Source organism: Paraburkholderia steynii, assembly GCF_900100565.1.
GTDB classification, from domain to species: Bacteria; Pseudomonadota; Gammaproteobacteria; order Burkholderiales; family Burkholderiaceae; genus Paraburkholderia; species Paraburkholderia terrae.
Genome location: NZ_FNDI01000058.1, coordinates 1 through 20,496, shown reverse-complemented (window position 1 = coordinate 20,496; position 20,496 = coordinate 1). Strand labels below are relative to the sequence as shown.

The 20,496-nt window shown below is 63.5% G+C and carries 19 protein-coding genes; 5 read left to right on the top strand and 14 right to left on the bottom strand.

From position 1 onward, the window contains the following. Nucleotides 1-138 precede the first annotated feature (138 nt). Complete coding sequence (locus BLT65_RS44895) at nucleotides 139-765, top strand: DUF47 domain-containing protein (RefSeq protein WP_042310193.1); 627 nt, start codon at nucleotides 139-141, stop codon at nucleotides 763-765. Next, entirely contained in the window at nucleotides 765-1,775 is a 1,011-nt protein-coding gene (locus BLT65_RS44890; protein ID WP_042310195.1) for an inorganic phosphate transporter, read from the top strand. The genes BLT65_RS44895 and BLT65_RS44890 overlap by 1 nt, the downstream gene beginning before the upstream one ends. Before the next feature lie 26 nt (nucleotides 1,776-1,801). Here the strand turns inward: BLT65_RS44890 and BLT65_RS44885 are convergent, their stop codons facing one another. The 13 genes from BLT65_RS44885 to BLT65_RS44830 form a co-directional block, all read right to left on the bottom strand. Further along, on the bottom strand, nucleotides 1,802-2,608 hold the full coding sequence (locus BLT65_RS44885) for an SDR family NAD(P)-dependent oxidoreductase (RefSeq protein WP_007586551.1): 807 nt from the start codon (nucleotides 2,606-2,608) through the stop codon (nucleotides 1,802-1,804). Nucleotides 2,609-2,698: 90 nt separating this feature from the next. Next, complete coding sequence (locus tag BLT65_RS44880; protein WP_091790513.1) at nucleotides 2,699-3,823, bottom strand: C40 family peptidase; 1,125 nt, start codon at nucleotides 3,821-3,823, stop codon at nucleotides 2,699-2,701. A 235-nt stretch (nucleotides 3,824-4,058) separates the two neighbouring features. Beyond that, nucleotides 4,059-5,876: a PhoH family protein gene (locus BLT65_RS44875; RefSeq protein ID WP_091790512.1), complete on the bottom strand. Its 1,818-nt coding sequence runs from the start codon at nucleotides 5,874-5,876 to the stop codon at nucleotides 4,059-4,061. A gap of 98 nt (nucleotides 5,877-5,974) precedes the next feature. Continuing rightward, nucleotides 5,975-6,106, bottom strand: coding sequence for a hypothetical protein (locus BLT65_RS48535; RefSeq protein WP_255221895.1), 132 nt, complete (start codon nucleotides 6,104-6,106; stop codon nucleotides 5,975-5,977). Between the two features lie 135 nt (nucleotides 6,107-6,241). Then, entirely contained in the window at nucleotides 6,242-6,703 is a 462-nt protein-coding gene (locus BLT65_RS44870) for a peroxiredoxin (protein WP_007586546.1), read from the bottom strand. A 171-nt stretch (nucleotides 6,704-6,874) separates the two neighbouring features. Then, entirely contained in the window at nucleotides 6,875-7,771 is an 897-nt protein-coding gene (locus tag BLT65_RS44865) for a polysaccharide deacetylase family protein (RefSeq protein WP_091790511.1), read from the bottom strand. A 12-nt stretch (nucleotides 7,772-7,783) separates the two neighbouring features. Further along, nucleotides 7,784-8,830 carry a bifunctional UDP-4-keto-pentose/UDP-xylose synthase gene (locus tag BLT65_RS44860; protein ID WP_052426929.1) on the bottom strand — a complete coding sequence of 349 codons (1,047 nt, stop codon included), beginning with the start codon at nucleotides 8,828-8,830 and terminating at the stop codon, nucleotides 7,784-7,786. Then, nucleotides 8,827-9,774 (bottom strand): formyltransferase, encoded by a 948-nt coding sequence (locus BLT65_RS44855; protein WP_091790510.1) that lies wholly within the window; start codon nucleotides 9,772-9,774, stop codon nucleotides 8,827-8,829. The genes BLT65_RS44860 and BLT65_RS44855 overlap by 4 nt, the downstream gene beginning before the upstream one ends. After that, entirely contained in the window at nucleotides 9,771-10,820 is a 1,050-nt protein-coding gene (locus tag BLT65_RS44850; protein ID WP_091790509.1) for a glycosyltransferase, read from the bottom strand. Before BLT65_RS44850 ends, BLT65_RS44855 begins: the two co-directional genes overlap by 4 nt. Nucleotides 10,821-10,862: 42 nt before the next feature. Further along, nucleotides 10,863-12,014, bottom strand: coding sequence for a DegT/DnrJ/EryC1/StrS family aminotransferase (locus BLT65_RS44845; RefSeq protein ID WP_091790508.1), 1,152 nt, complete (start codon nucleotides 12,012-12,014; stop codon nucleotides 10,863-10,865). Nucleotides 12,015-12,258: 244 nt separating this feature from the next. Continuing rightward, nucleotides 12,259-12,630, bottom strand: a complete 372-nt coding sequence (locus BLT65_RS44840; protein ID WP_007586539.1) for an SMR family transporter — start codon at nucleotides 12,628-12,630, stop codon at nucleotides 12,259-12,261. Between the two features lie 28 nt (nucleotides 12,631-12,658). Beyond that, entirely contained in the window at nucleotides 12,659-14,491 is a 1,833-nt protein-coding gene (locus BLT65_RS44835; RefSeq protein WP_091790519.1) for a glycosyltransferase family 39 protein, read from the bottom strand. A gap of 379 nt (nucleotides 14,492-14,870) precedes the next feature. After that, nucleotides 14,871-15,245, bottom strand: coding sequence for an Mth938-like domain-containing protein (locus tag BLT65_RS44830; protein ID WP_042310209.1), 375 nt, complete (start codon nucleotides 15,243-15,245; stop codon nucleotides 14,871-14,873). Nucleotides 15,246-15,816: 571 nt separating this feature from the next. Here BLT65_RS44830 and BLT65_RS44825 point away from each other — a divergent pair. Genes BLT65_RS44825 through thrC form a run of 3 tightly spaced genes read left to right on the top strand, consistent with a single transcriptional unit; the run spans nucleotide 15,817 to nucleotide 19,933 of the window. After that, nucleotides 15,817-17,064, top strand: a complete 1,248-nt coding sequence (locus BLT65_RS44825; protein ID WP_091790507.1) for a pyridoxal phosphate-dependent aminotransferase — start codon at nucleotides 15,817-15,819, stop codon at nucleotides 17,062-17,064. A gap of 58 nt (nucleotides 17,065-17,122) precedes the next feature. Beyond that, on the top strand, nucleotides 17,123-18,454 hold the full coding sequence (locus BLT65_RS44820) for a homoserine dehydrogenase (protein ID WP_091790506.1): 1,332 nt from the start codon (nucleotides 17,123-17,125) through the stop codon (nucleotides 18,452-18,454). Nucleotides 18,455-18,484: 30 nt separating this feature from the next. Further along, nucleotides 18,485-19,933 (top strand): threonine synthase, encoded by a 1,449-nt coding sequence (gene thrC / locus BLT65_RS44815; protein WP_042310214.1) that lies wholly within the window; start codon nucleotides 18,485-18,487, stop codon nucleotides 19,931-19,933. A gap of 248 nt (nucleotides 19,934-20,181) precedes the next feature. Here thrC and BLT65_RS44810 read toward each other — a convergent pair. Then, the coding region (locus BLT65_RS44810) for an integrase core domain-containing protein (RefSeq protein WP_143036547.1) at nucleotides 20,182-20,496 on the bottom strand (315 nt) is incomplete at its 5' end.

The following is a 20,496-nucleotide window of genomic DNA, read 5'->3' as shown; positions in this document are numbered from 1 at the left end:
GCGAGCGGGGGCACCGGGTTGCGCCCGCCGTTGCGCGCGCGCACAAAACACGGCTGCGCGCCACACCCGGAATGGTCCGGAACGGTACAATATTGCGGTTTTATGACAGCGCCACCGTGACCATTTTCTGGGACCCCAATGTTCGGTCGATTCATGCCCACCGAGGGCAAATTTTTTGAAATCTTCAACGCTCACGCGAAGCACATCGTCGCGGGGAGCCACGAACTCGAACTGTTGATCGACAACCTCGGCGACGCCGAGATCCACAAGCAAAACGTGCAAACGGCCGAAAAAGCAGCCGACAAACTGACGCACGAAACCATCGATCTGCTGCACAAGACTTTCATCACGCCGCTCGACCGCGACGAAATCCATAAGCTGATCACCACGATGGACGACATCCTCGACCTGATGGAGGACGTCGCCACGGCCATTTCGCTGTACGACGTGCGGGCGGTGACGTCGGAAGCGAGCCAGCTCGCGCACATTTCGACCGCTTGCTGCGAACGCGTGCAGGCGGCTGTCGCCATGCTGTCGGACATGAAGCAGGCGCGCGAGATTCTGAAGGCGTGCGAAGACATCGACCGTCTGGAATCCGACGCCGACCGCGTGCTGCGCTCGGCAATGTCGAAGCTGTTCCGCGAAGAGGACGACGTCAAGACGCTGATCAAGCTGAAGGCGATCTACGAGTTGCTCGAGTCGATCACCGACAAGTGTGAGGACGTGGCGAACATCATCGAAGGCATCGTGCTGGAAAACGCCTGATGCATTCGATACAACTCGCTATCTGGGCGGTCGCGACGCTCGTGGTCGTCGCGCTCGTGTTCGACTTCATGAACGGCTTCCACGACGCGGCGAACTCGATTGCCACTGTCGTCTCAACGGGCGTGCTGAAGCCGCAACAGGCCGTCGCGTTTGCCGCCGCGTTCAACGTCATCGCGTATTTCATCTTCCACCTGAAAGTCGCGCAAACGGTCGGCAAGGGCACGATCGACCCCGGCATCGTCGATCACTACGTCGTGTTCGGCGCGCTGGTCGGCGCGATCGGCTGGAACATCGTCACCTGGTACTACGGCATTCCGTCCAGTTCGTCGCACGCGCTGATCGGCGGGCTGGTGGGCTCGGCGCTCGCCAAATCCGGCTGGGCCGCGCTCAACTGGGACGGGCTGATGAAAACGGTCACGTTCATCATCGTGTCGCCGCTGCTCGGCTTCGTGCTCGGCTCGTTCTTCATGCTGCTGGTGTCGTGGATCTACTTCCGCACGCCGCCAAGCAAGGTCGACCGGCGCTTCCGGCGTCTGCAACTGGTGTCGGCGGGGCTGTATAGCCTCGGCCACGGCGGCAACGACGCGCAGAAAACCATCGGCATCATCTGGATGCTGCTGATCGCGACGGGCTACGCGTCGGCCGCGGCCGACGCGCCGCCGCTGTGGGTGATCGGCGGGTGTTATCTGTCGATGGGCCTCGGCACGCTGTTCGGCGGCTGGCGCATCGTGCGGACCATGGGCCAGAAGATCACGAAGCTCAAGCCTGTCGGCGGCTTCTGCGCGGAGACGGGCGGTGCGATCACGCTGTTCATCGCGTCGTTCCTCGGCATTCCCGTCTCCACGACGCATACGATCACGGGCGCAATCGTCGGCGTCGGCGCGACGCAGAAGCTGTCGGCCGTGCGCTGGGGCGTCGCCGGCAATATCGTCTGGGCGTGGGTGCTGACGATTCCCGCGTCCGCCGTGCTCGCGGCGGCCGGCTGGTGGCTCGGTCACCGCTTCCTGTAAAGCTGCCTTAAAACGGCGCGCCGCGTTCAGATCAGCGGCGCGCTGCCTCCATCCATCGGGACGATCGCGCCCGTCACATAGCTCGCGCGGCGGCTCGCCAGAAACAGCGCAACGTCTGCTATCTCCTCCGGTTTCGCGAAACGTCCGAGCGGCACGCGCGCCTCGCCGCGCGCCTGTGCTTCGGCGGTTTCGATTCCTTCGCGCGAAGCTTCCAGTTGCAGTGCTTCTTCGACACGCTCCGTCAACGTCGCGCCCGGATTGATCGCATTGATGCGGATGCCGTAGCGCGCGTAATAGTGCGCGAGGCCGACGGTAGCGAGCATCAGCGCCGCGTTGGCCGCGCCGCCCGCGATATGAATGTCGCTCGCAATCTTGCCGCCCATGCCGATGATGTTGACGATCGTCCCCGGCTCCTTCGCCGCGCCGGACTTCACGCGCTCGGCCATGCGTCTGAGCACTTCCTGCTGCGGGTAGATATACGGGAAGTACTTGGCTTCCATCGTCGCCTTGAAGGCGGCGGCATCGAGCGTTTCGGGGTCATAGCGGCGCGCGGCGCCCGCGCTGTTGATCAGGATGTCGATCGGGCCGACGGCACTCGTCGCTTCCTCTACGACGTCGGCGGCGCTATGCGGTTCGTGCAGATCGGCGCGCGTCAGATGAACATGCAGCCCTTCGCTCGAAAGCTGCTCGCGGGCGCGGGCGAGGTTCGCGGGATCGCGCGACACGATCGCCACTTTCGCGCCTTCCATCGCGAACGCCCGCGCGCACGCGAGGCCAATACCCTTGCTGCCGCCCGTTATCAGAACCACTTTGTCTTTGAGCCCGAGATCCATCGTTGTCACCCGCCGTTAGGGAAATATCGTCAAAAGATAGCAGAGGTGCGGCGGCGCGGGTGAATCGGGCGTCAATGACCCGTGCACGAATCAGTACTTGGCAAAGCCGGCGATCGGGTCGTCGTTGGTTTGCGTCGGCGCGGGAATGGGGCGCGAAGCCGTCGATGCGCGCATGATCTGTACGCCGCCCGATTCGCGACTGTCGCCGGAGACCTGTGCCTGGCGGGCCTGACGCGCCGCTACGGCGGCGGGAGGCGGTGGTTCGTAGGCATCGGCGGCGGCGTCGATGGCATCGGGGGCGGAAGCGGGCGATGGCGCGGCGCCGTAGACGCGTGAGGGCGTGGCATCCGCAGGCGTGGAGCTGACAGGCGAAGTGGCGCCCGCTGCGCGCGCCTGCATCTGCGCGGCGCTCATGCCGGGAGGCGGCGGTTCGAATTGATCGCTGGATGCGGCCGTCGTGGCGGCTGGTGCTGCGACGCCCTGATTCGCCACGGGCGCGGGTTGGGCACGAGTCTGCGCCACGTAAGCGCCGCGGGACGAACCGTACGCGCCGCCGCCGACGTCGGGCGCGACCGGTTTAGGCGCTGCTTCCACCGCCGCAACGGCGGGCGCCGGAGATGCAGGCGTCGCGGCCTCATAGCTCGGTGCATCGAACGGCGTCGTCGGCGGCTTGTTCAACGCGGGCGCCACCCGGCGAATGCCGTCGAAGCGTTTCGCCCAGTAGGGATTGGTCAGATAGTCGAGCCGCACGGTGCCGCCCGTCGACGGCGCGTTCACGAAACGCAGCTTGCCGACATAAATACCGACATGCGAATGCGGCCGCCCCGTCGTGTTGAAGAAAATCAGATCGCCCGGCGCGATTTCGTCGGGTTCGATGGAATCGCCGCGTGAGCTCATATCGGCCGTCGTGCGCGGCAGGTTCACGGAAGCCGCGCGCTGCACGACGTAGTGTACGAGTCCGCTGCAATCGAAACCGCTATCCGGCGTATTGCCGCCCCAGCGATAGGGCACGCCGACGAGGCTCATCGCCTGAATGGAGATTTCCTCACGCCCGATACTGTGATCGACGAAACGGGGGAAACCCGGTGGCGTGGTCCGATACGCGCCGCCCGACGACGCATACGATCCGCCCGAACTGCGCACGGTCTTCTGCGGCGCGCCTGAGCAGGCGGCGAGCAGGGCGACGAGCAGCAGTGACAGGGCGAGGCGAAGCATGAAAGCGAAGGCGAGCGACGACGCCCGCGGGAAACCGGTGATGCCCGATGGTAGCCCGTCCGACGGGCCTCTCGCAAGAAATGTTGATGGGTTACTTGAAGTTTGCGCGCTAAATGTCAATTTTGAGCGACGGGCGCTATGTCGATCGCATCGCAATCAGAAAAGGCGAAACACAAAGAAAAAGCCGCTTCCGGCGTGAACCGGAAGCGGCTTCTGAACCAGCAAACAAAGCGCGTTAGAGAATATCCGACGCGTAATCGGCCAGCCGCGAGCGCTCGCCGCGCGCCAGCGTCACATGCCCGCTGTGCGCCCAGCCCTTGAAGCGATCGACGACATACGTGAGGCCCGAACTGCCTTCCGTCAGATAAGGCGTATCGATCTGCGCGATGTTGCCAAGACAGATGATCTTCGTGCCCGGACCGGCGCGCGTGACGAGCGTCTTCATCTGCTTCGGCGTGAGGTTTTGCGCCTCGTCGATGATCAGATACTTGTCGACGAACGTCCGGCCGCGCATGAAGTTCATGCTCTTGATCTTCAGGCGCGAGCGGATCAGTTCCTGGGTCGCCGCGCGGCCCCATTCGCCCGCTGCGTCATCCGTTTTCTGCAGCACTTCGAGGTTGTCGTCGAATGCACCCATCCACGGCTGCATCTTTTCCTCTTCGGTACCCGGCAGAAAACCGATGTCTTCGCCGACGGGAACCGTCGCGCGCGTCACGATGATCTCGTTGTAGCGCTTGTCGTCGAGCACCTGTGCGAGGCCCGCCGCCAGCGCGACGAGCGTCTTGCCGGTACCCGCCTGACCGAGCAGCGTGACGAAGTCGATCTCGGGATTCATCAACAGGTTCAGCGCGAAGTTCTGCTCGCGGTTGCGTGCCGTGATGCCCCACACGTTGTTCTTGTGGTGGCCGTAGTCGCGCAGCGTCTGCAACAGCGCCGTCTTGCCGTTCAGCTCGCGCACGATCGCGTGGAACGCCGGCTCGCCATTCTGCGGCTCCAGATAGACGAACTCGTTGACCAGCATCGACGCGCACTGCGGGCCCGTCACGCGGTAGTACGTGGTGCCCGTCTTGGTGTCCTGCCAGCTCTCCATGTCCTTCGCGTGCTTCGTCCAGAAGTCGGGCGCCAGCTGACGGATACCGGAGTAGAGCAGGTCCTTGTCTTCGAGAACCTGGTCGTTGAAGTAGTCTTCGGCGGGAAGGCCGAGCGCGTGCGCCTTGATGCGCATGTTGATGTCTTTCGACACCAGCACGACCTGGCGGTCCTCGCGGTCGCGCTGCAGCGCGCGCACGACGCCGAGAATCTGGTTGTCCGCCTTGCCTTGCGGCAGGCCTTCGACGGGCTCGATATGCGTGAGCTTCGTCTGGAAGTAGAGGCGTCCCAGCGCTTCCCGGCTGCCCAGACGCGCGAGCGAAATGCCTTCCGACATGTCACCCGCATTCGCGACGAGCGAATCCAGCGTGCGGCTCACCTGACGTGCGTTGCGCGCGACTTCCGACATCCCCTTCTTGTGGTTGTCGAGTTCTTCCAACGTCATCATGGGCAGATAGACGTCGTGTTCCTCGAAGCGGAAGAGGCAGGTCGGATCGTGCATCAGCACGTTGGTGTCGAGCACGAACAGCTTGCGAACCTCCACCTGCGCACCCTTGGTCGCGCCTTTCTTCGTGCCGGTGCGGGTCGGCTTGGCGCTTGTTGCGGCGGGCGCTTCCGCTTCGGCGGAACCCTTGCCACGCGCGACGACAGGCGCTGCCGTCGCGGGGGCGACAGCGGGCGCGGCGGGGACGGGCTGCAGCAAGGCGGCCGTCTGCTTCGACTTGCGACTGCGGGACGGTGTGGCTTCGGCAACGGGCTCGGCGGCGCTATGAACGGGGCGCAGCGTGGTGGCCGCGTTGGCGGCGTGCGTCATCGGTGCGGCGACGTTGGCGCGGCCATATTCGGCCGATGCGGCTTGCTCCCCTTCATACGCCTGTTTTCGACCAGGCTTTGCAGGCTTCGCCGTGTATTCATCAGGCGGCAACAGATTGCCGAGCTTGCTGGGTGGGGTAGGCAAAGGCATGGTTTCCCTCGAGTAAAGCGGGTCACAATTCTTCGCCGCCTGCCGCAAACTGTCGTGCGTCGTGCGCCCGCAATTTGCGTCCGGTGGCGCGTGTCGGATTAGTAATGCCGGTTCGCCTGGTCTTCGATCGGCTCCTTGACGAAAGTGCGCTGCGAACGACGCAAACTGCTGCGCGCAATTAAAAAAGCCGCCGCCCCGGCAGACGGGGCAAGCGGCTCAACTTCGGTCATCGCATTGCGCCTCATGGATCGCCTCATGGCCGGGGTCACTGCCTTACTGCCAGCGGCGACGACGACGCGATCTGCAGCGCAACTGCGGAAAAAAGTATGTGAACAGGCACTCATTGCGGCCCAATATAACGCGCCTCAAAGCGCTTGTACAGCCTCCAGAATCTCGTCGACGTGACCTGGCACTTTCACGCCGCGCCATTCGCGGCGCAGCACGCCTTCAGCATCGATGACGAACGTGGAGCGCTCGATTCCCCGTACTTCTTTGCCATACATTTTCTTCAATTTCATGACGCCGAAGAGCGTGCATAGCGTTTCGTCCGGATCCGATACCAAGGTAAACGGCAGTTCCAGCTTGGCCTTGAAGTTATCGTGCGAACGCACGCTGTCGCGCGACACACCGATGATCTCCGCGCCCGCCTTCTTGAACTTCGGATACAGGTCGCGGAACTGCAGTCCTTCCGTCGTGCAACCGGGCGTGTTGTCCTTCGGGTAGAAATACACGACCACTTTTTTGCCGCGCAGGCTGGACAGCGTGAAGTCGCCGCCCGTAGCCGGGGCGGTGAAATCGGGAACGGCTTGATCGACTGCGATGGGCACGAGGTCCTCCGGTTTGTTATCGGTTGTTATCGGTGTCGGCGGCGGCGTGGGCCGCGCCTGAGCGCCTTCTTCGGGGTTGCTGGGTGTTCTTCGGGACGTGTCGCGCGTTCGGCCAATGAGGTCTTTGACATTGGGCGAACGCGTGTCGAATGATGCCCGGCCGCCGTGCGGCTAGTCGGGCTGAACGATCAGTTCGCCGGAACGGCCCGGAATCTCGCCCCACGTCACAGGGTACGACGGCAGTGTGTCACGGTCTAGCGTGGCGTGATAATCGCCCATCGTGGCAAACGTGTGGCCCTGAGCGCGCCAGCCGGCAAGCAGTTGCTCGAACACGGGCGCAAGCTTCTGGCCCTCGAGTTCCGCGTGCAGCGTGAACACCTGATCGTGCGGATTGTTTTCCGTGCGCTTCAACATCCACGCGGCGACGTTGTCCGTGTCGATGCCGTCGATGCCCAGCACTTCGTCGAGCGTAGGCAGCGTGGTCGGCATCTGCACATGCGACAGCGTGCGGCCGCCCACCACGGGGAAGTACGGCGTATGCCCGCGTCCATCGGACGCGTACTGCATGCCCCACGCGTCGATCTGCTCGAACGCATGGCCGTTCATCTGCCAGCCGGCCGCGCCGTGCGTGACGGGCGGCATGCCGAAGATCTCGCCAAAGCGGTCGTGGCTCTTCTGCATCTGCGCGACGGTCCAGTCGCGCGGACGCGAACGCACGTTGTCCTGCCAGTACACGTGATCCCACGTGTGAATGCCGCATTCGAAGCCGGCTTCGTGGATCGCGCGCATTTCGGAGCGGGCGCGCGCGCCGATGTCGGGGCCGGGCAGCAGCACGCCGTACATCAGCTGCTTCACGCCGTAATGCTCGACCACCGACGTGCGCGACACCTTCTTCAGAAAGCCTGGCCGCAGCACGCGCCGCATCGCCCAGCCGGTGTGGTCCGGGCCAAGGCTGAACAGGAACGTGGCGCGCGCCTTGTAGCGGTCGAAGATACGCGCGAGATTCGGCACGCCTTCACGCGTGCCGCGAAGCGTATCGACATCGATCTTCAGGACGATCAGAGCCAAGCGCGGCAGCCCTTACTGTTGTTCGACGAGGGCGCGTGCTTCGGCGACATGGCCGCGGTACGCTTCGAAAATCTTGCGCAGCGCTTCGTCGAAGGTCGAATGCGGCGCCCAGGAGAGTTCCTGCATCGTGTTGTCGATCTTCGGCACGCGGTTCTGCACGTCCTGATAGCCTGCGCCGTAGTAAGCACCCGACGACGTCTCGACCAGTTGCACTTTCTTCGCCGTTTCCGCGTACTCGGGGAATTCGGCGGCGAGCGCCAGCATCTTGTGCGCGAGCTCGCGCACCGAGAAGTTGTTGGTCGGGTTGCCGATGTTATAGATCTTGCCCGTCGCGACGCCGTCCTTGTTATCGATGATTTTCATCAGCGCGCTGATGCCGTCGTCGATATCCGTGAACGCGCGCTTCTGCGCGCCGCCGTCGACGAGGCTGATGTTCTCGCCGCGCACGATATGACCGAGGAACTGCGTGACCACGCGCGACGAACCTTCCTTCGGCGTGTAGATCGAGTCGAGGCCCGGGCCGATCCAGTTGAACGGACGGAACAGCGTGAAGTTCAGGCCTTCCATGCCGTAGCCCCAGATCACGCGGTCCATCAACTGCTTCGAGCACGCGTAGATCCAGCGCGGCTTGTTGATCGGGCCATAGGTGAGGGCGGACTCGTCCGGGTCGAATTGCTCGTCCGAGCACATGCCATAGACTTCCGACGTCGACGGGAAGACGAGATGCTTGCCGTACTTCACGGCCGAACGGACGATGGGCAGGTTCGCCTCGAAGTCCAGTTCGAACACGCGCAGCGGCTGCTTCACGTACGTAGCGGGCGTAGCGATCGCGACCAGCGGCAGGATCACGTCGCACTTCTTGACGTGATACTCGACCCACTCCTTGTTGATCGTGATGTCACCCTCGAAGAAATGCATGCGCTCGTGGTTGACGAGATCGCCGAGGCGTTCGGTCTGCATGTCCATGCCGAACACTTCCCAATCGGTCGTTTCGAGAATGCGCTTGGACAGGTGATGGCCGATGAAGCCGTTCACACCCAGAATCAGGACTTTTTTCATGTGTTACGGGAAGATTGAGTGAGCTGGGTGAATTCGGCGGGGGTGACGACGCGTTCGCTTCTTTGGTGCTGATCGTCGCGCAGATGCCGCAATTCGTGGATCACGATGATGCGGCCGTCGCCGCATGTCGCAAAAAAGCCATTATCGCCTACGTGGATGCCGGGCGGCAAATCTCCGCCTGGCGCGCCGGGCGGTGCCAGACGCGCCCGCGCGACGACGAAACGTTCTTCGTCGATTTCCGTAAACGCTCCCGGATACGGCGGCGCGACGGCGCGAATCAGGTTGTAGACCTGCTGGCCGCTCTGGCTGAAGTCGATGCGCCCGTCTTCCGGCTTGCGTCCGCCGAAGTAGCTGCCGTGTGCGAGATCGTTCGGCAGATGCGGCGCCTCGCCCTTGAGCAGCGCGGGCAACACGCGCCACAGTGTTTGCTCGGCGGCCACGGTGACCTTGTCGAACACCTGCGCGGCTGTGTCGTCGGGCAGGATGGGCACGGGCGTCTGCGCAATGATCGCGCCGGCATCCGGCTTCGCGGCCATCTCGTGCAGCGTCGCGCCCGTCTCGGTTTCGCCGTTGAGCACGGCCCAGTTGGTCGGCACGCGGCCGCGATACTTCGGCAGCAGCGAGCCATGCATGTTGTACGCGCCGCGCGGCGCTACAGCCAGCAGATCGACGGGCAGCATGTGCCGGTAATAGAACGAGAAGATGAAGTCCGGCCGCGCCTCGACGATGCGCGCGCGCAATTCGGGGCTCTTCGGATCGGCGGGCGTGACGACGGGAATACCGTGCTCGGCCGCCACCGACGCGACGCTGCCGAACCAGATGTTTTCCGTGGGACTGTCTTCGTGCGTGACGACGAGCGCGACGTCGACGCCGCGCGCGAGCAGCACCTGCAGACAGCGCACGCCGACGTTGTGATACGCGAAAACGACGGCGCGCGGCTTCATCGGATGAGACCCTGGTCGTCGCCGGTGACGGACGCCGGCTGCACGCCCGGGATGACCGACTGGCGCGGCTGCGCGGCAACCGGCTCGCCGTTGCGCTGTTCGAGGATGGTCTGCACCAGATATCGCGGCCGCGCGCGCACCTGCTGATAGATGCGGCCGATATATTCGCCAAGCAGCCCGAGCGCGAAGATGATCACGCCGAGCATGAAGAACGTGATGGCGAACAGCGTGAACACGCCTTGCACTTCCGCGCCGATGATGAAGCGGCGAATCAGCAGCAGCACGAACAGGGCGGCCGAGCCCATCGAAAGAATCACGCCGATGAACGACAGCCATTGCAGCGGCACGACCGAAAAGCCCGTCACGAGGTCGAAGTTCAGGCGGATCAGGCTGTACAGCGAATACTTCGACTCGCCCGCGAAGCGCTCTTCGTGCGCGACGTCGATCTCGACGGGGTTTTGCGCGAAGGTGTAGGCGAGCGCGGGGATGAACGTGTTGATTTCGCCGCAGCGGTTGATCGTGTCGACGATATGGCGGCTGTACGCGCGCAGCATGCAGCCCTGGTCGGTCATCTTGATGCGCGTGATGCGCTCGCGCAGGCGGTTCATCACCAGCGACGCCTTGCGTCGCCACAGGCTGTCCTGGCGCTGCATGCGGATCGTGCCGACGTAATCGAAGCCTTCACGCATCTTCGCGCACAGCTTGCCGATTTCTTCCGGCGGATTCTGCAGGTCGGCGTCGAGCGTGACGACGATCTGGCCGCGCGACTGCTCGAAGCCCGCGAGAATCGCCATGTGCTGCCCATAGTTACCGTTCAGCAGGATCACGCGCGTGGTGTCGGGACGGGCGCGGAACTGCTCGGCGAGCAGCGCCGGCGACCGGTCGCGGCTGCCGTCGTTGATGAAGATCACCTCGTAGCCCGTGCCGAGCGCGTCGAGGGCCGGGTACAGGCGCGAGAACAGCTCGCCGAGCCCCGCTTCCTCGTTGTACACGGGGATGATGACCGAGAGTTCGGGAGCGACCGGGCGTGGGTCCGTTTGATTCATTTCCGCTGGGTTTCCGCTTGGTTGACCGCTTGATTGACCAGATTATCGGCCGTATTGTTCGCAAATCTCGTTGACCGCGCGACACACGCGCGCGACGTCGCTTTCATTCATCTGCGTGAAGAGCGGCAGCGTGAGCGTGGTCGCGCCATAGTGCTCCGCATGCGGATACATGCCCTCCTTGTAGCCCATCGCGCGGTACAGCGAAAACAGGTGGATAGCCGGGTAGTGCGTGCCCGTGCCGATGCCGCGTTCCTTCATCTGCTCCATGAACCCTGCGCGGCTGAGCGACAGGCGCGCGAGCGGCAGCGTGACGAGGAACATGTGCCAGTTGCTGTTTTCGAAGTCCGCGAGCGGCAGGCCCATGCCGAGCTTCACGGCCGCGCCGCCTTCGAAACCATCGAAGTACGCGTGCGCGAGCTTCCTGCGCTGCGCGTTGAAGCGCTCGATATGCTGCAGCTGGCCGAGGCCAACGCGCGCCGCGACGTCCGTCAGGTTGTACTTGCCACCCAGCAATTCGCAATCCATGCCGTCAAACCCCGTGCGCACGATACCCTGCAGCCGGTATTTCTGCGCGAGGACGGCTTCTTCCTCGTTGTTCAGCACGAGCGCGCCGCCTTCGATCGAGGTCAGGTTCTTGTTCGCGTGGAAGCTGAACGACACGATGTCGCCGAGCTTGCCGATACGCTCGCCGTTCCACGTCGAGCCGAACGCCTGCGCGGCGTCTTCGATCACGCGCAGCTTGTGCGCGCGGGCGATTGCGTAGAGGCGGTCCATGTCGACGGGCAGGCCCGACAGGAACACGGGAATGATCGCCTTGGTGCGCGGCGTGATCGCCTTTTCCATCAGATCCAGATCGATGTTGCGCGTGGCCGGGTCGATATCGACGAACACGGGCGTCGCGCCCACTTCCAGGATCACGTTGCTGGTCGATACCCACGACGCCGGCGTCGTGATGACTTCGTCGCCGGCACCGACGCCCGCGATGCGCAGACCGATTTCCAGCGTCGCCGTGCCCGAGTTGAACGTGCGCACCGGGCGGCCGCCGCAGTATTCCGACAATGCCTTTTCGAACGCCTGGTTCTGCGGGCCCGTCGTGATCCAGCCGGAGCGGAGCACGTCGACAACACCGCGGATCGTTTCTTCATCGATCTCGGGACGGACGAACGGCAAAAACGGAACGGATGACTGGGTCATGGATGGTTTTGCTCGATATTTAAAAGGGTCACTGGCTGCTTTTCTTAACGAAGCCCGGCATTTAGCTTTCATTAAGCTTAATTTGCTGCGGCTGCGCTGATCAGTGCCGGAATGCGGCGGCGATAATGTGCGAGTTCCGCTCCAATGTCCAGCGCTCGAAACAATTTGGAATACGTTAGCAGACGCCGGCGTGCTTGCCAGGGGCGTTTCTTCTATGTCCGGACCGCGCCGGCAGGCCGTGCCGTCAGCTACGCGCGACGAGCACCACGCCGACCAGGATCACGCCAATGCCGATCAGACGTTGCGCCGACAACACCTCGCCGAACAGATACCACGCGGCGAACGCGTTCACAACATAGCCGAGCGACAGCATCGGATAGGCAATCGACACGTCCACACGCGACAGCCCGACGATCCACACGACCACGCTCAGCACATAGCAGGCGAGGCCGCCGACGATGGGCGGCTGCGTCGCGATACGCCAACCGATCGGAATGATGTTGGCCATCGTGAAGTCGAAATGGCCGACGGCATTCGTGCCGGCCTTCAGAAGCAGTTGGGCCGTCGCGTTCAGCGCGACGCCAGCGAGGATGCAGAAAAGCGAAATCGGGTTCATCGAAGGATAGTTCGAGTGAGGGAGGAGGTCATTGCTGCGGCTGTGCCTCTGAAGCCGCGGCCGGCGCGGCGCCTTGCGAAGCGGCGCCTGCTTCAGCGGGAAGCGGCTTTTCGACGATCACGCGGCGCGAATCGCGCGCGACGACGGTCATCGGCAGGTGCTGTTCGCTGAATTCCTTGTAACGGTCGGGCGACATCAGCGCCAACGCGTAGCGGTCGGCCTTCCAGCGCTCGACCCATTGCGGGACCGTCGGCACCCATTTTTGCGGTTCAACCGACACGCCGAATGCCAATTCGTCCGCATGCTCGACCATGATCATCGTGTGGTCGATGTAGAAAGGCAGCGTGTGATCGAGCACGCCGACCGAGTAGAACGGCGTGTCGGGGGGCAGCTTTGCGAGCGCCGCCTTGACGTCGGGCGCCAGCGGCGCGCCCGACGACAGCCGGCCGAACGCGTCGTGGCCTGTGCCGGCGATCGTCGCGAGCAGCACCCAGCCGATGCCGAACGCCGTCGCGGCACCGACGATGCCCGTCGATGTTGCGTTCGCGCTTGCGGTGCCCTGCGTGGGGTTCATGGCGCCAGCGGGCAGACCGTTCTGCGCGCCGCTCGCGGCGCTGCGCCTGCGCCGGTTGATCCAGATCGCGACGAGCGTCAACACGAACCCGATCGCGAGCGCCGCGAACACCCATGTGCGGAATTCCAGGTACAGCGCATTCGGATTGCGCCGGTCGCCAAGACGTCCGAGAAACACGGCGCCGAAGCCGCCCGCCACGAGGAACAGGGCGTAGCCCGTCAGATGCCGGTGAAACTGCTCGCGCGTGACGAGGGGCAGATACATGCCGATCACGAGCGCGATCGCGGGCGCGATGGGCAGCGTGTACGACAGCAGCTTCGAATGTGACGCGCTGAAGAACACGAAGATGAACGCGGTCCACACGAACAGCAGCGTGACGGGCGCGAAGCCGTTCGCCTGGCGCGGCATGCGCAGCGCGTGGCGCGCGCTCTGAAAAGTGACCGACAGCCACGGCAGGAAGCCGACCAGCATGACGGGCACGAAGTACCAGAGCGGGCCGGGGCGATTCTGCTCGGGCGTCAGATAGCGCCTGAACTGCTGGACGACGAAGAAGAAATTGAAGAATTCAGGGTTGCGGTCCTGTACGAGCACGAACCACGGCGTGACGACCGCGAAAAACACGATCAGCCCGCTCACGAGATACAGACGCTTCCAGAGCGCCCAATCGCGCGCGACCACCGTGTACAGCACGAGCACGGCGCCCGGCAGGATCAGCCCGACGAGGCCCTTGGACAGCACCGCGAGCGCCATCGACGCCCACACGAGCCACATCCACAGCCGCTGCTCGCGCGCGGCGAGCCCCGGGCGCTGCGCGAGCAGCAGCGCGCACAGCGTGACTTCCATCCAGAACGACAGGCCCATGTCGAGCGTGTTGAAATGGCCCATCAGATACCAGTACGGCGCGCTAGCAAGCACGAGCGCGGCGAAGAAGCCCGTCGCGACATTGAACACGCGCGCGCCGGTATAACCGATCAGCAGCACGCCCGCGAAGCCCGTCAGCGCGGTGTAGAGGCGCGCCTGCCATTCGCCGATGCCGAACCACGCGAACGACAGCGCGTTCAGCCAGGTTTGCAGCGGCGGCTTCTCGAAGTACTTGTAGCCGTTGTAGCGCGGCGTGATCCAGTCGCCGGTGACGAACATTTCGCGCGCCATTTCCGCGTAGCGGCCTTCGTCGCTCGGCAGCAGATGACGCCAGCCGAGCGGCACGAACCAGATCACGGCGAGCGTAAGCACGAGCAGCAGGACCGTCGTGCGATTGAGCGTCAGCCCGGACGGCTTGTCGTTCATGTGTTTTTCAACCTTTGTCGGCGCCGCTGTCGCGGCTTCTTTCTTATTCCGTTCGGACGGAATCTTTGCTGCGGCGCGTTGGGGCGGCGCGCAGCGCGAATTCCGCTGCCGGCGTGCCGCAGGGCGCGCGCGGGCAGGGCGTGGCGCGGCTGCGCTGCAGCCGATGCTGCGCAGCCCGCCGGCGCGCATTGTCCGTGCGCGGTCCTTAACACAACCTTATGCAGCCTTATGCAACCTGATTGGTGGCGTGTTTCGTGGCCCGCTTTCGCCTGCCTTCGCCCGCTTTCGGGCGCCGGGCCGCGCAGTGTACTTGATCCGCAAGACAGCCAATCCAAAAACGCCGCGGCGTTTTTTGGAAGCGCGGGCGCAGACGCAGCGTTCAGCCTTCGATCAGCAGCGCGGCGGCGACCTTGCGGCCTTCCGCCATCAGGATGTTGTAGGTTCGGCAAGCGGCCTTGAAGTCCATCGTCTCGACGCCGATCCGGTGGGCGGCGAGCGCAGCCGTGAGGCGCGGATGCGGAAAGCGCAGGCGCTCGCCGCTGCCGAAGATGACGACTTCCGGCGCGGGCTCGATCAGCAGCGCGAAGTGCTCGGGCGAAAGGGCCTCGAACGACGACACAGGCCAGCTGATGACGGGGCTTTCCGGCATCACGATGATGCTGCCCGTATGACGTTCGAGATTGATGTCGACATAGCCGGCGCCGTAGCCCGTGACGGTGTTCAGGGCGCCGCTTGAATCCTGGTGTAATTTCAAACTGGTTTTCCGTGGTCGTCGTTAGACATGCAGTCGCGGTTCGACCGGCATGCGCAAGCTCGGGTTCAATGCCACAGGGACAGTCGAGACTCCGGGCACCCGCGCGAACGGCGGCTGCGGCGCCTCGCGCGCGTGGGCGGGCGCTTGCCGCCGCGTGCTCCAGGCTTGCAGAGCCTTGCGTGGTGCATTGCGGAAGTCGGTCAAAATCCGCTAAATTATAACTTTTTAGCCGCCCGGCGGCTCCCTTCAGGTTCGCGCGCTGCCACAAGCCGCGCCCGCAAGGCTGGCGACCGCGCCCGCCGCAGCCAGTGGGGTGTATCGCAGGGTGCTCCGCGGATGCCCGCGGGCTGCCCGGAAAGCGTCGGCGAAAGGCGCTACCCGAACGCCTGTCCGGCCTCCCGACGGCCGCGCGCCGCCCACGTCCCGTATCATGCCTGGTGCCGGTCCGGCCCGCGCCGCGCGGACCGGGACCGCCCGCCGCGCAATCCCGTCTCATCGCTTGCCCGCTGCGTGGGGCGAGTGCTCCATGGTCCCGCTCACCCGGTGGTCCCGCTCATTTACCCAGGACGAAGTGCCCGTCGTGAAACCGATACTTAAATCCAACAAGCTGTTGAACGTCTGCTACGACATTCGCGGGCCCGTTCTCGAGCATGCGAAGCGCCTCGAAGAAGAGGGCCATCGCATCATCAAGCTGAACATCGGCAATCTGGCGCCGTTCGGTTTCGAAGCGCCGGATGAAATCATCCAGGACATGATTCGCAATCTGCCCACGTCGTCGGGCTATTCGGACTCGAAGGGCGTATTCGCCGCGCGCAAGGCGATCATGCATTACGCGCAGCAGAAGGGCGTCGTGGGCGTCGAACTGGACGACATCTACATCGGCAACGGCGCGTCCGAACTGATCGTGATGGCATTGCAGGCGCTCTTGAACGACGGCGACGAAGTGCTGCTGCCCGCGCCTGACTATCCGCTGTGGACGGCGGGTGTGAGCCTGTCGGGCGGCACGCCCGTACACTACATCTGCGACGAGTCGAACGCATGGATGCCCGACCTCGACGACATCCGCGCGAAGATCACGCCGAACACGAAGGCGCTCGTCGTCATCAACCCGAACAACCCGACGGGCGCGCTGTACTCCGACCAGTTGCTGCTCGGCCTGATCGCAATTGCGCGCGAGTACGGCCTCGTGATTTTCGCGGACGAGGTCTACGACAAGATCATCTATGACGGCAAGACCCATACGTCGATGGCGTCGTTGTCCGAAGACGTGCTCACGGTCACCTTCAACAGCCTGTCGAAGAGCTACCGTTCGTGCGGCTACCGCGCGGGCTGGATGTGGGTGTCGGGGCTGACGGGCGAAAACCGCCGCCGCGCGAAAGATTATTTTGAAGGGCTCGGCATTCTGGCGTCGATGCGCCTGTGCCCGAACGTCCCCGGCCAGTATGCGATCCAGACGGCGTTGGGCGGCTACCAGAGCATCAACGAACTGATCGCGCCGGGAGGCCGGCTGTACAAGCAGCGCGAACTCGCGTACGACATGCTGACGGCGATTCCCGGCGTCACCTGCGTGAAGCCCGAGGCGGCCCTGTACATGTTCCCGCGTCTGGACCCGAAGCTTTACCCGATCGAAAACGACCAGCAGTTCATTCTGGATTTGCTGCTGGAGGAGCGCGTGCTGCTGGTGCAGGGCAGCGGCTTCAACTGGAAAACGCCGGATCACTTCCGCGTCGTGTTCCTGCCGAACGTCGACGATCTCGCCGATTCGATCCACCGGATCGCGCGCTTCCTCGACGGCTATCGCAAACGCCACGCGGCCTGAGCGCGGACCCTCCGCGCCCGAACCGATTTACCAATCTCTCACTCGACACACACGCTGCATGGAACCGATCAAAGTTGGACTGCTGGGCTTCGGCACGGTAGGCAGCGGCACCTTCACGGTACTGCGCCGCAACCAGGAAGAAATCAACCGACGCGCGGGCCGCGGCATCGAGATTGCGCGCATTGCCGTGCGCAATCCCGCCAAGGCAACAGCCGCGCTCGGCAGCGAAGCGGGCACGGTCGCGATTACCGACGACTTCGGTTCGGTCGTCGACGATCCCACTATCGACATCGTCGCTGAAATGATCGGCGGCACGGGCATCGCGCGCGAACTCGTGCTGCGCGCGATCAAGAACCGCAAGCATGTCGTGACGGCCAACAAGGCGCTGCTCGCCGTACACGGCACGGAAATTTTCGAAGCGGCGCGCGCCAACGGCGTGATGGTCGCGTTCGAGGCGGCCGTCGCGGGCGGCATCCCGATCATCAAGGCGCTGCGCGAAGGCCTGACGGCTAACCGCATCCAGTACATCGCGGGCATCATCAACGGCACGACGAACTACATTCTGTCGGAGATGCGCGACCGCGGCCTCGACTTCGCGACGGCCTTGAAGGCCGCGCAGGAACTGGGCTATGCGGAAGCCGACCCGACTTTCGACATCGAGGGCGTCGACGCCGCGCACAAGGCGACGATCATGAGCGCGATTGCGTTCGGCGTGCCCGTACAGTTCGACAAGGCCTACGTTGAAGGCATCAGCAAGCTCGCTGCGATCGACATCAAGTATGCGGAAGAACTCGGCTACCGCATCAAGCTGCTGGGTATCGCGCGCCGCGCCGACAACGGCATCGAACTGCGCGTGCATCCCACGCTGATCCCTGCCAAGCGTCTGCTCGCCAACGTGGAAGGCGCGATGAACGCCGTGGTCGTGCATGGCGACGCCGTCGGCACGACGTTGTACTACGGCAAGGGCGCGGGTGCGGAGCCGACGGCTTCCGCCGTGGTCGCCGATCTGGTCGACGTGACGCGCCTGCATACGGCTGACCCGGAGCATCGCGTGCCGCATCTGGCATTCCAGCCGGACCGCCTGTCGAGCACGCCGATTCTGCCCATCGACGAAGTGACGAGCGGCTACTACCTGCGTTTGCGTGTCGCCGACGTGACGGGCGTGCTGGCCGACATCACGCGCATTCTGGCCGACATGGGTATCTCGATCGACGCGCTGCTGCAGAAGGAATCGGAGCAGGTGGACGTATCGAAGAAGGGCGAGACGGACATCATCCTGATTACGCACGAGACGGTCGAAAAGAACGTCAACGCGGCGATCGCGAACATCGAGGCGCTGAAGACGGTCGTGTCGAAGGTGACGAAGCTGCGCATGGAAGCGCTGAACTGACGCACCGCACACACGTAAAGAGGCTAGTTCATGAATTACATTTCCACGCGCGGCGCCGGTATCGGCGAGCGCCATACGTTCTCCGACATCCTGCTCGGCGGTCTCGCGAAGGATGGCGGTTTATATTTGCCGAACGAATATCCGAAGGTCTCGGCGGATGAACTCGCGCGCTGGCGCGCGTTGCCGTACGCGGACCTCGCGTTCGAAATCCTGCGCAAATTCAGCGACGACATTCCCGATGAAGACCTGCGCGAGCTCACGCGCCGCACTTACACGGCGCAGGTGTACTGCAACGTGCGCGACGAGGAGAACGCTGCGCAGATCACGCCGCTGAAGACGCTTGGCGTCGAAGGCGGCACGCCCCTGTCGCTGCTCGAACTGTCGAACGGTCCGACGCTCGCGTTCAAGGACATGGCGATGCAACTGCTCGGCAACCTGTTCGAGTACACGCTCGCGAAGCACGGGCAGACGCTCAACATTCTCGGCGCGACTTCGGGCGATACGGGCAGCGCCGCCGAATACGCGATGCGCGGCAAGAAGGGCATTCGCGTGTTCATGCTGTCGCCGCATAAGAAGATGAGCGCGTTCCAGACGGCGCAGATGTATTCGCTGCAAGACCCGAACATCTTCAACATCGCGATCGAGGGTGTGTTCGACGATTGCCAGGATATCGTGAAGGCCGTATCGAACGATCACGCGTTCAAGGCGCAGCAGAAGATCGGCACCGTCAATTCGATCAACTGGGCGCGGGTCGTTGCGCAGGTTGTGTATTACTTCAAGGGCTACTTCGCGGCGACCAGGAGCAACGACGAGCGCGTGTCGTTCACGGTGCCGTCGGGTAACTTCGGCAATGTGTGCGCGGGTCATATCGCGCGCATGATGGGTTTGCCCGTTGAAAAGCTCGTGGTCGCGACCAATGAGAACGATGTGCTCGACGAGTTCTTCCGTACGGGGATTTATCGCGTGCGCAAGTCGTCGGAGACGTATCACACGAGCAGCCCGAGCATGGACATTTCGAAGGCTTCGAACTTCGAGCGGTTTGTGTTCGATCTGCTTGGGCGTGATCCGAAGCGTGTGTTGCAGTTGTTCCGCGATGTCGAAGAGAAGGGTGGATTCGATTTGCAGGCGAGCGGTGATTTTGCGCGTGTGCAGGAGTTTGGTTTTGTTTCCGGGCGTAGTAGTCACGACGATCGCGTCGATACGATTCGCGATGTGTTCGAGCAATACGACACGATGATCGACACGCATACTGCGGATGGCGTGAAGGTTGCGCGTGAGCATCTGCAGGCAGGCATTCCGATGATCGTGCTGGAGACGGCGCAGCCGATCAAGTTCGGCGAGACGATTCGCGAAGCGCTCGAGCGGGAGCCGGAGCGGCCGGCGGCGTTCAGTGGGATCGAGGATTTGCCGCAGCGGTTTGAAGTGTTGGGGAATGACGCGGAGCGGGTGAAGGAGTTTGTCGCGGAGAGGACCCGGTAAGGGTTGGTTTTTTGTGGGCGACGCTGATGGGGTTTGTGCTCGCATCCGGGGTAGTGGTTTCGCTGGCATCCGCGATTTGACTTCTTGCTTCGTGCGTTGCCGTTCGGTGTTTTGGCGTTTGCGCTGGCATCCGCGTTTTGCCCTCGTGCTTCATGCGTCGCCGTTCGGTGTGTTTGCCTTTTCGCGGGCATCCGCGTTACGGTGTTTGCTGTTCACACGTCGCCCCTGTGCGGGGCGGCATGAAGTGGTCAAGTAATCCTGGACACTTTTTCTGCTTTCCCTCTTTTCTTGCTGGTTACTTCATATTCGGCGGGCGGCATGTTGCCGGCCGCCGAATGTAGCCGCTCGTGGTTGTAGAACGTCACGATGTAATCGGTGACATCGGACTTTGCAGTGAGATAGTCAGGGTATGGACGTAGTCTCACGCGCTCCGTCTTCAGGCTTCGAAAGAAGCGTTCTACCACTGCGTTGTCCCAGCAGTTGCCCTTGCGGCTCATGCTCTGTGTGATGCGGTTCTTGCCGAGGAAGGCCCGGAAAGCGTTGCTGGTGTACTGGCATCCCTG